At 41.7% G+C, this 13347-nt stretch carries 17 protein-coding genes; 8 read left to right on the top strand and 9 right to left on the bottom strand.

Annotation, left to right across the window (positions count from 1 at the left end):
• The first annotated feature begins 40 nt into the window (after positions 1-40).
• Positions 41-322: a hypothetical protein gene (locus tag ACFE93_RS01745; protein WP_375471738.1), complete on the top strand. Its 282-nt coding sequence runs from the start codon at positions 41-43 to the stop codon at positions 320-322.
• Positions 323-554: 232 nt separating this feature from the next.
• Entirely contained in the window at positions 555-788 is a 234-nt protein-coding gene (locus ACFE93_RS01740) for an EF-hand domain-containing protein (RefSeq protein WP_375471737.1), read from the top strand.
• Positions 789-886: 98 nt separating this feature from the next.
• Here ACFE93_RS01740 and ACFE93_RS01735 read toward each other — a convergent pair whose 3' ends face one another.
• The 5 genes from ACFE93_RS01735 to ACFE93_RS01715 form a co-directional block, all read right to left on the bottom strand.
• Positions 887-1312 (bottom strand): hypothetical protein, encoded by a 426-nt coding sequence (locus ACFE93_RS01735; protein WP_375471736.1) that lies wholly within the window; start codon positions 1310-1312, stop codon positions 887-889.
• Positions 1313-1385: 73 nt separating this feature from the next.
• Positions 1386-2507, bottom strand: coding sequence for a geranylgeranyl reductase family protein (locus ACFE93_RS01730; protein ID WP_375471735.1), 1122 nt, complete (start codon positions 2505-2507; stop codon positions 1386-1388).
• 193 nt (positions 2508-2700) lie between these two features.
• Positions 2701-3249, bottom strand: a complete 549-nt coding sequence (gene frr / locus ACFE93_RS01725) for a ribosome recycling factor (RefSeq protein WP_375471734.1) — start codon at positions 3247-3249, stop codon at positions 2701-2703.
• Positions 3236-3964: a UMP kinase gene (gene pyrH / locus ACFE93_RS01720; protein ID WP_094348577.1), complete on the bottom strand. Its 729-nt coding sequence runs from the start codon at positions 3962-3964 to the stop codon at positions 3236-3238. Before pyrH ends, frr begins: the two co-directional genes overlap by 14 nt.
• A gap of 71 nt (positions 3965-4035) precedes the next feature.
• Complete coding sequence (locus tag ACFE93_RS01715; RefSeq protein ID WP_375471733.1) at positions 4036-4590, bottom strand: thioredoxin family protein; 555 nt, start codon at positions 4588-4590, stop codon at positions 4036-4038.
• 468 nt (positions 4591-5058) lie between these two features.
• On the opposite strand from ACFE93_RS01715, the gene ACFE93_RS01710 reads away from it, so the two are divergent.
• A complete protein-coding gene (locus ACFE93_RS01710; protein ID WP_375471732.1) occupies positions 5059-5958 on the top strand; it encodes an alpha/beta fold hydrolase in 900 nt (299 codons plus the stop codon).
• A gap of 263 nt (positions 5959-6221) precedes the next feature.
• Here ACFE93_RS01710 and ACFE93_RS01705 read toward each other — a convergent pair whose 3' ends face one another.
• Complete coding sequence (locus ACFE93_RS01705) at positions 6222-6923, bottom strand: diacylglycerol/polyprenol kinase family protein (protein ID WP_375471731.1); 702 nt, start codon at positions 6921-6923, stop codon at positions 6222-6224.
• Between the two features lie 61 nt (positions 6924-6984).
• Between ACFE93_RS01705 and yidD the strand changes: the two genes are divergently transcribed.
• From yidD to ychF, 3 genes are all read left to right on the top strand, one after another.
• Positions 6985-7221, top strand: coding sequence for a membrane protein insertion efficiency factor YidD (gene yidD, locus ACFE93_RS01700; RefSeq protein WP_375471730.1), 237 nt, complete (start codon positions 6985-6987; stop codon positions 7219-7221).
• A 199-nt stretch (positions 7222-7420) separates the two neighbouring features.
• On the top strand, positions 7421-7648 hold the full coding sequence (locus ACFE93_RS01695; RefSeq protein ID WP_298904917.1) for a hypothetical protein: 228 nt from the start codon (positions 7421-7423) through the stop codon (positions 7646-7648).
• 45 nt (positions 7649-7693) lie between these two features.
• Positions 7694-8785 (top strand): redox-regulated ATPase YchF, encoded by a 1092-nt coding sequence (gene ychF / locus ACFE93_RS01690; protein WP_375471729.1) that lies wholly within the window; start codon positions 7694-7696, stop codon positions 8783-8785.
• A gap of 38 nt (positions 8786-8823) precedes the next feature.
• Here ychF and ACFE93_RS01685 read toward each other — a convergent pair whose 3' ends face one another.
• Positions 8824-8949 carry a hypothetical protein gene (locus ACFE93_RS01685; protein ID WP_375471728.1) on the bottom strand — a complete coding sequence of 42 codons (126 nt, stop codon included), beginning with the start codon at positions 8947-8949 and terminating at the stop codon, positions 8824-8826.
• A 262-nt stretch (positions 8950-9211) separates the two neighbouring features.
• On the opposite strand from ACFE93_RS01685, the gene ACFE93_RS01680 reads away from it, so the two are divergent.
• Positions 9212-9451, top strand: coding sequence for an AbrB/MazE/SpoVT family DNA-binding domain-containing protein (locus ACFE93_RS01680; RefSeq protein WP_375471727.1), 240 nt, complete (start codon positions 9212-9214; stop codon positions 9449-9451).
• Positions 9448-9891 (top strand): type II toxin-antitoxin system PemK/MazF family toxin, encoded by a 444-nt coding sequence (locus tag ACFE93_RS01675; RefSeq protein ID WP_375471726.1) that lies wholly within the window; start codon positions 9448-9450, stop codon positions 9889-9891. Before ACFE93_RS01680 ends, ACFE93_RS01675 begins: the two co-directional genes overlap by 4 nt.
• A 113-nt stretch (positions 9892-10004) precedes the next feature.
• Here ACFE93_RS01675 and ACFE93_RS01670 read toward each other — a convergent pair whose 3' ends face one another.
• Both ACFE93_RS01670 and ACFE93_RS01665 read right to left on the bottom strand, forming a co-directional pair.
• Complete coding sequence (locus ACFE93_RS01670) at positions 10005-10916, bottom strand: hypothetical protein (protein ID WP_375471725.1); 912 nt, start codon at positions 10914-10916, stop codon at positions 10005-10007.
• 144 nt (positions 10917-11060) lie between these two features.
• Positions 11061-13343, bottom strand: a complete 2283-nt coding sequence (locus tag ACFE93_RS01665; RefSeq protein WP_375471808.1) for a response regulator — start codon at positions 13341-13343, stop codon at positions 11061-11063.
• Positions 13344-13347: the final 4 nt, after the last annotated feature.

The raw sequence follows: 13347 nt of genomic DNA, 5'->3' as shown, positions 1-13347 counted from the left end.
AAGTTGAGAGTGAGAGATAATCGCCTAAAAGTGATGTGCGATGGCTAAAGAAAATCCAATGACACAAACTAGAGTGCGCCTGTGGACTGTAAACGAATATCACCGGATGTTTGAAATCGGTATTATTACAGCAGAGGATGAACGGGTAAAACTGATTGATGGGCAAGTTATCTCGATGAGTGCCAAAAATCCCCTTCATGCAGCCACAACAATGTGTGCATTTAATTATCTCAAGCGTTGGCGCAGCCCGCCGCAGGCATCGCTAGTAGAAGTTGTCTTAGGTGCAAAATCCCATTCAGTTGAGCTAATACTCCGAACCTAAGCCAGATATCGCTGTTGTCCGCATCGATTTGTGAAAGTATATCGATTGACAGTTTTCAGTAGTATATTTTACTGTATACCCAGCGTGTTGAAAATATATAGTGCGCGATCAAGTCTCTTATAAAAAAAACATTGGCAAGTATAAAAAATTCATTAAATTTTCCTTAACTATCCTTGCGTCTTTGTCAAGATTTTGAGATATTAAATTGAATAATTAATTCAGATAGAAACTTATGACAACCGAGCAAGAGCTTCAATCTCTTTTTAAGAAATTAGATCGCGATCAAGACGGCAAAGTCTCCATTAATGAGCTTTTTTTAAGTCCTGGCTTAAGTGCAATCATCTCATCAAAAACAAATACTAGTAGCCCCCAGGAGTTACTAGTAAAGTATGATTCAGACGAAGACGGTAGTATTACCTTTGAAGAGTTAAAGGAAGCAGTTGAGAAAGCAAATAATTTAAACTAGCAGTTAAAAAATCAACGCCACACTCACCCCAAAATCCCTCTCTAGGCAGACTATTGAGGGATTTGCCTTTGTTTCCATAAGTTTTACAAATCAAACCTTTACTTACCTCCGATTTTTAGCAAATGCCTAGATGAAACAGCCTTCATTTTCAAGTTAGTAAATTGCACGATCGCTTTTACCAAATCTTGCTGCTCTGGTTGCAAATTTAGTTTTTCTAACGCTTGATTGATATTATTACCAGCCCGGAGATTGTGAGTAAGTTGGGCACGTTGCGATGAGGTTAACACTGCCTCAATTTCCCTGTTTCTTCTCTGACGCACAGCCTGGAGTTCTTGGCGTTGTAAAGGAGTCAGGTTAATCTCCGACGAACTGGAGTAGTTTGTCGTTTTGGTCGTTTGGGCAAAAATAACACCAGAAGGAGTATTGATTTGAACGGGTGCAGCTAAGGCAATTCCCGGCATGAAGAGGACAAGAGCAAGAATATTAGCGAACATAGACAGCCGTTTTGTCAAGTAAATTGCCATATTGAGAAATGCCTAGTACACTGTGGTAGAAGTTTGCCTACCTTTAACAAATTACTTAAGCAACTTGTCTTAATTAACCTCCAAAACCAGGAATTAAACGCTTGAGGGCACGATCGGCAACGTCGCCATAGCGAAGTTCTCCACACAGAATCTTACCCATGATTTTCGCACCAGAGGGGCGCTTAACACCAACTTTGTAGCCGATCCCTGGAAAGCGATAGAATGCTCCACCTAATTTTTGCGCCCAAGCCATCTCAGTACCCCATTGTTCATTGATGGCTTCGCTATATTTTTCTAAAGCGTTAGTATCACCCGAAAGAGCTTCATTAATAGCTCCTGCTGCAATCAAACCGCTAAAAATTGACGGACGAATGCCTTCTGCTGTCATCGGATCGACTACACAAGCCGCTTCCCCAGCTAAAACCGCATTTTGGGTATGTAACTTTTGGTTGCCATCCCACAAGCAAAGAGGATAACCATATTGCTTACCAGTTTTGATATCTACATTAAACGATCGCCCATACTCATCTAAAATTTTCTTAAAATCCTGGGGTTCGCCGCCGAGAAATGTACCGACACCGATGGAATAACCATCAGCTTTTGGAAAGTTCCAAATGTAGCCGTTTTTTACCAAGCCAAACTCGAAGTGAATTGTGGATTTATCCTTGACATTTGCGGCAACTTCTGCCTCTAAGGCTCCTGCTAAACGGCGTTTACGGTCTTTAAAGCCTAGCCATTTTGCCATTGGCCCTTTGGCACCATCAGCCGCGATTAAGTAGCGACCTGTAACTGGGCCATTAGCTGTGTTAACTTGCCAAGAGTCACTTTGAAACTCAATACCAGTTACTTCCGTATTATCTCGTAGTTCGGCTCCTTGCTTCTGTGCTTGTTGCACTAGGAAATGGTCAAAAATATCTCGTCGCACCATCCAGATTGGTTCTTTGGTGGCGATTTTTGCTTCCACGGGGTCGCCCAATTTCCAGGTAAAGCGAACAGAGTCGGCTTTTACAGAAATTACTGGGCTAAAATCAAAGTCAAACCATTGAGCGATCGCTGGAGATACGCCACCACCACAAGGTTTATACCTTGGTAGAGATTCTTTTTCCAACACTAATACTGAGCGACCTTGCTTGGCTAAATGATATGCAGCTGTTCCACCAGCTGGCCCAGCGCCGACGATGATGCAGTCGTACATATTGAATTTTTGCTCCAGAAGTAGTTTATTTTCTATTGAGTAGGGGCAATTTATGAATTGTTCCTACTTTCATTATTCATGTCCACTTACTTACTCGAACAATTTTTCTAGGATTTATGCAATAAATAAGAAATGATAAAGGCTGAAGAATTTATCCATTATCCTTCAGCCTTTATGCTTAAGACTTGAGACTTTAAACAGTCGTAATGTCTTTTTCTTTTTCTGCCAATAGCGAGTCTATTTTGGCATTATACTCGTTTGTCAGTTTTTGCAAGTTGTCTTGTTGGTCTTTTGATTCATCTTTGGAGATTTCAGAGGCTTTCTCCTGTTTGCGAATGGCGTCTATGGCATCGCGCCGAATGTTGCGAATAGCAACACGACCCTCTTCAGCATATTTGGATGCCATTTTGACGAATTCTTTACGACGCTCGCTTGTTAAGGGCGGAATATTCAACCGGATTACAGAACCGTCGTTACTGGGTGTTAAACCCACATCTGAGAGGGAAATAGCCTTCTCAATGATGTTTAGGGTGTTGCGCTCGTAGGGTTGAATTAAGATCGTCGTAGCATCCGGTGTGCTAATATTTGCCAGTGATTTCAAGGAAGTAGGCGAACCGTAATAGTCCACCAATACCTTATCTAATAGACTCGCATTGGCGCGACCAGTGCGAATCGAGTTAAAAGATCGTTGAGTTGCCTCAACGGTTTTTTGCATCGTACTTTCAGCTTCAGCTAATTTCACAAGAACCTCCCACAAGGGTGCCGATGGATTCTCCCAAGACTGCTCGGTGGATATTTCCTCGCACCGTTAGGTCAAATACCAGAATTGGGATATTATTTTCTTTACACAAGGCGATCGCAGTACTATCCATCACCCGCAAATCTTGGGCTAAAACGTGCGCGTAGGTTAAGCTATTGTAACGCTTGGCGTCAGGATAAATATGAGGATCGGCATCATATACCCCATCTACTTTGGTGGCTTTAAAAATCACCTCAGCATCGATTTCTGCTGCTCTTAATGCCGCAGTCGTATCTGTAGTAAAAAAGGGATTTCCAGAACCAGCACCAAAAATTACCACCCGCCCTTTTTCAAGATGACGGATGGCACGACGACGAATATATGGTTCTGCTAATTCTTGCATAGCGATCGCGGTTTGCACTCGCGTCTGTACTCCTATGCGTTCTAGCGAATCTTGCAGCGTCATGGCATTCATTACCGTGGCAATCATCCCGATATAGTCAGCGGTTGCCCTGTCCATCCCCGCCGACGCTGCTTTGACGCCACGAAAAATATTGCCGCCGCCAACAACTATGGCGATTTGAGTACCAGTGGCTATCACCTCTGCTAATTCTTGTGCTATTCCTTTGACCACTTCTGGATCAATGCCATAGCCCATGTTGCCCATTAAGGCTTCACCGCTCAGTTTGAGTAAAACCCGTCGGTAATTCGTTCCCATGAAGTTACGCTTTATCAAAAAAGTTGCAATTGCCTCCAATTTAAGATAGCAGTTACAGGGACTATCTATGTCTAGTTACGCCAAATCAATGTAGTCCCGACTGGTTCTGTTTGTGGTATGGCTATTTTTTGACCTTGAAGCAGAGAAGCGATCGCAGTTCTCAAATAATCCTCTCCCACTGATAATGGCTCTTGGGGATGATTATCAATTTTACCTTTGTAACGGACTATACCATTTGTGTCTATGAGAAAGGCCGTTGGTGTTTTTGTTGCGCCGAAACTACCGGTCACATCTTGCGTTGAGTCCCACAGGTAGGGGAAGTTCAACTGGTGACATCGGGCAAAAGCTTTCATTGTTTCAAAGCTTAACCTAGTGTCGTAGTCAACATTACTACCATTGAGTCCAATTAGTGTGAAGCCTTTTAGGGCAAATTCGGCTTGAATGTTTTTTAGCCTACCTAAATACCGCTCTACATAAGGGCAGTGGTTACATAGAGAAATAACGCCGACTGCTCGGAACTTTTCAAGATAACGCCTGAGATGGTGTACTTGACCATCAATTCCTGGCAATTCAAAATCTGGTGCGTAGCTCCCAACGGGAGTATCAATTGTTTCTAGTAGATTCATAATTTCTGGCTCGCAGAACTAGGAACAAGAAAAATATTGTTAAATTCAGCCTCAGTTTCCAGTTGCAAACCACCCCTTAGCCGATGCCTCATATTCGCTAATCTTATAGACCAAACTTGCGATCGTTAATTGTGAAACTACTGAATCTAGCACTGATGCTAATTCACTCACATCTAAAAAATAGCCAAAATATTACTCATATTAGATAAATTATGATTTCTAATACTGACATAATCTCAGTTGTGAGTAAGTTACCTCTATCAACAAAATGAAAACTCTCTATAGTGGATAAAATTATCAGCTTAATGCTAGTATTATCAGCCTAGAAGCTTTTGTGGTATATGTATAGGCTATCACTAGAGCAAAGGGTTTATTTTGAAAATCTGATAAATTTTATGCAAATTAAAAACAATTTTACTTGTGCCTTGCTGCTTAAAAGCTTTTAGCATTCTTTACATCAAATTTACCATGACAACCTCAAGTTCAAAAACAGCACTTAACTCTACAAAAACCTGGATTTGGCAAGATTTCTCTATTTGCTATCAAACCCAAGGAACTACTGGGCCAGCTGTTGTCCTGGTACATGGATTTGGTGCTTCTTGGTGGCACTGGCGAAAAAATATTCCTGTCTTAGCAGAAAATTGCCGTGTTTATGCGATCGATTTGATTGGTTTTGGTGCTTCCGCAAAACCTCAACCTGGTGAAAAAATTAGCTACACATTAGAAACCTGGGGACAGCAAGTAGCAGATTTTTGCCGTGAAGTTGTCGGTGAGCCAGCTTTTTTAGTTGGAAATTCCATTGGCTGTATTGTAGCCATGCAAGCAGCAGTAAGTAACCCAGATATTGCCTTGGGAGTTGCTTTGCTCAACTGTTCTTTACGGCTGTTGCACGATCGCAAACGGGTAACTTTACCTTTATCTCGTCGTTACGGAGCGCCTTTGCTGCAACGGGTACTATCTATTAAACCAGTTGGCGATTTCTTTTTCAATCAACTCGCCAAACCGAAAACAGTGCGAAAAATTCTGCTGCAAGCTTATGCGAATGCTGAGATGGTGACAGATGAGTTAGTAGATATTCTTACTTCACCAGCAAGCGATCCGGGTGCTGGTGCTGTGTTTCTTGCATTTACTTCTTATTCTACAGGGCCTCTACCAGAAGACCTTTTGCCACTGTTAGCTTGTCCGGCGATTATCTTGTGGGGAACGGCCGATCCGTGGGAACCAATTAAATTAGGTAGAGAATTAGCTAACTTTCCGCAAGTAGAAAAGTTTATTCCTTTAGAGGGAGTGGGGCATTGTCCGCAGGATGAAGCGCCGGAGTTAGTCAATCCGATTTTACTCGATTGGATTTGGGAGCGATCGCGGTAATAAACTCGGCTCAATTTTTACGTAATGGGTGGTATTGAATATAATCAAAAAGATTTATTTTTTGTGGATTGAGTCGATACAAAAAATGGTAATAGGACTATAGTCTTAATTAAATTAAGAGTTTTACTTAGCGATAAAGCCCTCTCTAACAGGAGGGCTTTATTATAGTTAGGACTTACGCAAAAACTTTCTCAAACTATCATTTCTCCGTGTCCTTTGCGCCTCTGCGGTTTGTTATTCCGTAACTATTGCGTAAGTCCTAACTAACTCAAAACTAGCTGACTTAAAAAGAATGCAAGTGCTGCACTGCCCAAGGGAACTGTTAAATTGTCAATACCCAAAAATGAAACAGCCTCTAAAGCAGTAGCTATAAATGCCACTACTAGTGATATCGCCCAAGTTTGCCAACTGTTTCCTTGAGTTCCAACTAAAATCAAACTACTGACGACATAGCTAACGAGCATCATAGCTAGGGAGCCTTCCCAACTTTTTTCTGTCCCAAAAACTTTATACTTATGTTTACCAAAGCGTTGCCCAATTAAAGCTGCTAATCCATCTCCCCAAGTCATTACCAAAATTCCGAGTGCTGCATACTGGGGTTGTTGCAAGTACCAAAACCAAGCAACTAAAATACCGAAACTGACAGAGTAAAAAAATGTCCCTAAACTTTGCCGTCCAACACTATTAATACCAGGAAGAATGGGCAATCGGTAGGACAATAAGGTGATTGCACTCGCTAAAATAGAAGCTGTAATCCCTACACTGGCGGGAATATCGAGCCACCAGGCGATTAAAATCACATTACCAGTGCCAATATGAACTATCTTCCGCACGATTTCTGGCTTGTCGGCAAAGCGGTTTACCACCCATGCAATCAGGAGGATGAGTAACACCCAAATTGCAGCCGACGCAATTTGCACCCAGAAAACCGGAATTGAGGTGAAATCAGAAAATGTAATTAACAAAGATGCAACAAAATGAAAATTTTTACCCCTGTTACTAATTTATAAGATTTGGGTAGCTGCAATGAAATTATTATTTATTTGGCTGATTCGGGGCTACCGGATATTTATCTCGCCATTGTTTCTTCCGACTTGTCGCTTTCAACCAACTTGTTCGATGTATGCTATTGAAGCTATTGAACGATTTGGAGTGTTACGTGGTAGCTGGATGGCAACTCGGCGAATTTTGCGCTGTCATCCATTTCATCCAGGTGGTTATGATCCAGTGCCAGAGGTGGTAGAAAAGGTAAAGGAGGAGTAGTTTAGTAGAGTTTTGCGTATGGTGGCGAATTGAGGAGTGGAATTTAAACGCAGAGGGGCGCAGAGAATTTGCTAGGAATAATGACAAGAGCGGTAAATTATTAAAGGATGTGTTCGTGGGTATAGTTATTTGGGGAGATGTCAATAGATGAGGTTCTCATCTAGCGTGAAAAGGTTAAATAATTTAATTTAGACTTCCCATGATTAATCCCACTGCGATTTCTATACCGGAACCACAAATTCCTACTCCTGGCCCAAGTCCGCTACCGAGTCCCAATCCTGAGCCGAATCCGCTACCGAGTCCTGAACCTGTACCGGGGCCAGCTATTCCTCAACCGTTACCTGGTCCTGTACCAGAACCAGTACCTGCTCCCATTCCTCAGACAGTTCCAGCACCAATTCCCCAAACCATACCGGAACCTGTTTAGATTACCTTGGTAATGTAATCCAAAATCCCAAATCTAAAATCCAAAATGCTAAGAGCCGGAATTGTCGGACTTCCCAACGTCGGAAAATCTACTTTATTTAATGCTGTAGTTGCTAATGCCAAAGCAGAAGCAGCTAACTTCCCTTTTTGCACGATTGAACCGAATGTCGGCGTTGTCGCAGTACCGGATGAACGGTTAAATGTTCTTGCTAAGATTGCCAGTTCGGCACAAATTATCCCAGCGCGGGTTGAATTTGTAGATATTGCCGGTTTAGTTAAAGGTGCAAGTCAGGGTGAGGGACTAGGAAATCAATTCCTGTCCCACATCCGGGAAGTTGATGCGATCGTCCATGTGGTACGTTGTTTTGAAAATGACGATATTATCCACGTTGCTGGTTCTGTTGATCCAGCGCGAGATATTGAAATCATTAATATAGAACTCGGTTTATCAGATTTAGCACAAATTGAGCGGCGAATTGACCGCACTCGCAAACAAGCTCGTACTAGCAAAGATGCACAGTTTGAAATCACAGTTTTAGAAAAATTAGCTGCGGCTTTAAATGAAGGAAAATCGGTGCGTCAGGTAAGCTTGAATGAAGAAGAAACAGTAATTATTAAAGGACTGGAACTGCTGACTTATAAACCGATTATCTACGCCGCCAATGTATCTGAAGATGAGTTGGCAACTGGTAATGATTTTGTGGAAACAGTGCGGCAAATTGCAGCTACAGAAAATGCCCAAGTTGTGATAGTTTCGGCTCAAGTTGAAGCAGAATTAGTGGAATTACCAGAGTCAGATAAAGCTGATTTCCTCGCGTCTTTAGGTGTGGGAGAAGGCGGTTTGAAATCATTGATTCGGGCAACTTATATGCTTTTAGGTTTGCGGACATATTTCACCTGCGGCCCCAAAGAAACCCGCGCTTGGACAATTAATGCTGGAATGTCTGCACCTCAAGCTGCTGGTGTAATCCACAGTGATTTTGAAAGGGGATTTATTCGCGCCGAAACAGTCGCTTATAAAGATTTGGTAACAACTGGTTCGATGAATGCTGCAAAGGAGAAAGGGTTGGTTCGCAGTGAAGGGAAAGAATATGTTGTGCAGGAAGGGGATGTAATGTTGTTCCGATTTAATGTTTAGGGGTAATTAATGAGTGGCCGTTATCGATAAGATAATGGTCAACTTACACCAAGTTGCGATCGCCCTAAATAAATTGACAAATTATTCAATGCGTGCATAATTGCTAGGCGATCGCAAATAAACCAGCAATCCTCAAAACCGCCAAGGCTTATGCTTGCAGTCATTCCAAGCTCAAGGTAGAAATGCGTAGGTGTAGCCCGTTGCAGGTAGGGCGTATCTGTGGTAACAACTGTCCTACTCGTTGCGCTAAAAGAAGGAGGACGATCGTTCTCCTTTTATCGATTGCCTTGCTAGGAGACGTTGACACCCGCTAATAAAACATGTATCTTCAAAGTATATACGTCAGACAAACTTTTAAAAGTGTTTCACTCCGAAAATCTAAAAATTCGGGCGTGTAAATCGCTAACAAAATTTTTGGAGATAGTTATGACCGCAGTTGTTGCTAAATGGGGAAATAGTTTAGCTATTCGGATTCCAAGAGCGGTAGCTGAACAAGCACATGTAACCGAAGGGACAAATATAGACCTTAGTGTGGAAGGTAATAATATTATAATTACACCACAAAAAAGAAAAAAGTATACCCTTGATGAGTTGCTCGAAGGTATGACTCCTGATAAATTCCATCCGGAATTTGAAACTGGAAAGGCTGTGGGGAATGAAGATTGATAGTTAATCCATACTTTCCGAAAAGAGGAGATATTATCAAATTAGAATTTGGAGCTACAGAGCAGTTTACGGTTGATTCGATTCAGCGTGCATTTACCCTCTACGCATCAGGAATGTCATTTGATGACATTGCTAGGACAATGAACAATGAACTACAACAGCAAGGGCGGGAGCAAATGGGCTACCGCCCTGTTCTGGTTATATCTCCAATTAAATACAATCAAATGGCTTCTTTAGTTTTAGCGTGTCCTATAACCAGCAAAGCAAAAGGGCTTAGTTTTGAAGTTCCACTTGTTGAGGGAATGCAAACAAAAGGAGTTGTGTTATCTGACCAAATTAAAACACTCGATTGGAAAGCTAGAAAGGTAAAATTTGTTGAAAGCGTTTCACAAGATTTAATAGAAGAAGTACAGGCAAAGCTTGAAACATTAATTTTATAAAACTAATTTTATTTAAATTTAAAAGTGCGATCGCACCCTCAACAAGCTAAAAGTGGGTAGGCAGAGAGAATGTCCGTCCTCAAGTTTTTACACAAGTTATTAAAGGACATAGTTCAGCTACTTCCACCTAAAATGTATACATAGGAACCCAAATTCTCATCATCTGTACCAATTACTACACCACCTTCTGCACCAGAAACAAGTTCTACACCTTCAATTTTGTGATAATCAGAGCGGTAGAGAGGAACAAATTGAGAATTTTGCCGCCATATAATTTTGTTATCACGCAATCCTAAGTAACCGGCGACATACACAGCTGACTGAAATGGGCCATCATCTCCGGCATCACTTGCTGAAGTGATGTACACAATTCCTACGGGATCTACCTTAATATCTGAAATATGACGAACATTTCCAGATGGAAACGGTACTTTCAGATTGGCAGAACCTGCGAGAGTAATTTGATATTTAGCTAAGTCAAATATTCCCCAAAAAATAGTTGCTGCTTGTTCTCCTTCACCTCGATGTCCCCAAATAGCAACTAATTTACCATCTATATTTTGTAATCCAAATGCTTCAAAGTTATTTCCTTGAAGAATTTCTGGTAGATTGAATTCTTTCAGCACTGAAATGGTCTTATTGGCAGGCTCTAACCTGATGTAATAAGCTTTTCCAGAACTAGTTAAAGCGATAAATGAAAATTTTGTTTTTTCTGGAACAGATGTTAAAGCTTCTAAATCGATGGGTAATTCTATGTTACTCGGCCAGTTCAATGGAAAATATTCAGGTTGCCTTTTACCCTTAATACGAATAATTGCTAAACGACCTTGGTTTTTTTGTTTGTTGTCATGGACAATCAGAAAATCGAGTGTATTGCTTTGTTGCTCTATCAAAGCTATACCACTGATACCAAAAGGGATGCCACCGCGAACCGGACGCCAATCTTGTGCCCAAACTTGCAGGGATATCAGTAACAATGCACCTAAGACTACTATATTGATGATTAACTTAAGAAACCGAGGCATATTGATTTAGCCAAGCTGTGAGTATCGATAAAAGGGGTGTGTTAACGGATGCTCAATCATATCAAATCCAAGGAATTTGCACCCACATCAATAAAGCAGCGTTTTGTACTCACAGCTATCAGAATACTTACGTAATTATTTGACTTACGATAGTACTTTCTGTAAAGAAAGCAATAATTCGTTGACAGTATAGGGCTTCGACAAAAATGTATTGACACCAATAGCTGCTACTGCACTGAGCTTATTGTCAGACATAAGTCCACTGCTGGCGATAATTCTGACTTGGGGGTTGATTTTTTGCAAGGTACGGATGGCAGTTAAACCATCCAGTGAGGGCAGCATAATATCCATGAGGACGGCACTAATTTTGTCTCTATTTTGAGCATATAGCGCGATCGCTTCAATGCCATCACTGGCAACTAAAATTTTGTAGTTGTGAGCTTCTAGTAATGTTATTGTAATCTCTTGAATGGCGGCTTCATCATCCACAACCAAAATCAATTCTCCATGTCCTGTCTGTGGTGGCAAATCTTCGGGGCTGAGTGTTTCTATTCCCCCCACTGCTGGCAAGTAAACCTTAAAGCTAGTGCCACTTTCCGGCCCACTATACACGTTCACAAAACCTCCGTGACTTTTAACGATTCCTAATACTGTGGAAAGTCCTAAACCAGTGCCTTGCCCGACATCTTTTGTAGTAAAGAATGGCTCGAAAATTCTATCTAGCATGTCTTTAGGAATCCCAACTCCAGTATCGGAGACAGTAGTCACTATGTAAGGTCCCTCTTTGGCTTCTAGGTTCATGCGCGCATAATTTGCGTCAATCAACATATTTTCGGCAGAGATACTCAAAGTACCGCCATTGGACATAGCATCGCGGGCGTTAACGCAGAGGTTCATCAGCACTTGATGCAGTTGGGTACTATCTCCAGAAATCATCCACAAATCTTGCGGTACATTAGTGCTAATTTCTATCGATTTGGGAAAGGTTTCTTTAAGAATCTTGGCAATTTCCACAATTATATGTTTGAGTTGCAAAGTGATGTGCTTCCCTTCTACACCTCGCGCAAAAGACAGCACCTGTTTGACTAAATTAGCACCGCGTCTAGCGTTAATTTCTAAAATTTCTAGTAGATGACGAGTCCGCTCATCTGCATCGGGAAATTTCAGTGGTAGCAGTTGCGCTCCTGCCAAGATCGGTGTCAAGATATTGTTGAGGTCGTGAGCAATACCACTAGCTAAAGTGCCAATACTTTCCAGGCGTTGAGCGCGAAATAATTGGGCTTCTAGGTGCTTTTTCTCGGTAATATCTGTGTCAACGGTGAGAATTGATTTGGGTTTCCCTTGTTCATCGCAAACCAGACTCCAGCGACTAGCCACAAGGACTTCTTTGTTCATTTTAGTAAGTTTTGTTAACTCACCCTGCCACTTACCTTTACTAATAGCTTGCAATAGAGCCGCTTCAATTTCCGGTGAAGGTTCGTCATACAAAAGTTCGCTAGCATTTTTACCCCAAGCCTCTTTAGCTTGCCAGCCGTAAAGTGTTTCTGCGCCTTTGTTCCAGAAAATAATTTGATTGTTTAAATCTCGGACGCAAATGGCATCTGTGGTGACATCTAGTAATGCTGCTTGTTCGCGAATTTTTTCTTCTGCCAATTTGCGTTCGCGTAGCGCAGCTTGGCGATCGCTAATATCTATACTGGCGCATGTTACCCCGACAATTTCTTGGGTTTCATTCCGTAGTGGCTCGACAGTTAAATCGTAATATCGCGTTGTATCATTGATGGTAATTGATACTTCCTCTCGCGTTCCTATGCCTGTGGTTAATACTCCACGTTTAATTGTAATGAGATGTTGAGCATCTTCTACTGGGATGATATCTAAGTCTTGTTTGCCCAATATTTTTTCAACTGTCAATCCAGATGGGGGATTGTAAACCCAGGTGTACCGTAAATCTTTATCCTGGTTGTAGACAAAAATTGGAGAGTTTTTGAGAGCAACCCGAAATCGCTCCTCACTCTGCCGCAGTGCGTTGTCTGCCCGTTGACGTTCGATGGCGTAACGCATAGAACGCACTAGCAAGTCGCCAGTTACTTGCCCCTTCACTAAATAATCCTGCGCTCCTTGTTGCATTGCACTAGTTGCCAGGGTTTCATCATTTATACCCGTCAGCACAATGATTGGAGTTGCTTTTGCCTGATTGTGAGCGATAACAAAGGTTTGTAATCCCTGGCTATCTGGCAGCGAGAGGTCTAATAAAATAACATCAAAAATTTCGTTTGTTAGGTAGTTGACTGCTTCATAAAGCCGTTCAACGGGCATTAACTCAACTACAACTGTAGTAACTTCTTTGAATAACTCTTGTAACAATAAGACATCACCAGAGTTGTCTTCTACTAACAAGACTTTAATAATATTTTCACCTGCCATTTCC

The organism is uncultured Nostoc sp. (assembly GCF_964247315.1).
GTDB lineage: Bacteria > Cyanobacteriota > Cyanobacteriia > Cyanobacteriales > Nostocaceae > Nostoc.
The sequence above is the reverse complement of the archived record's forward strand: the minus strand, read 5'-3'. Positions and strand labels throughout refer to the sequence as shown.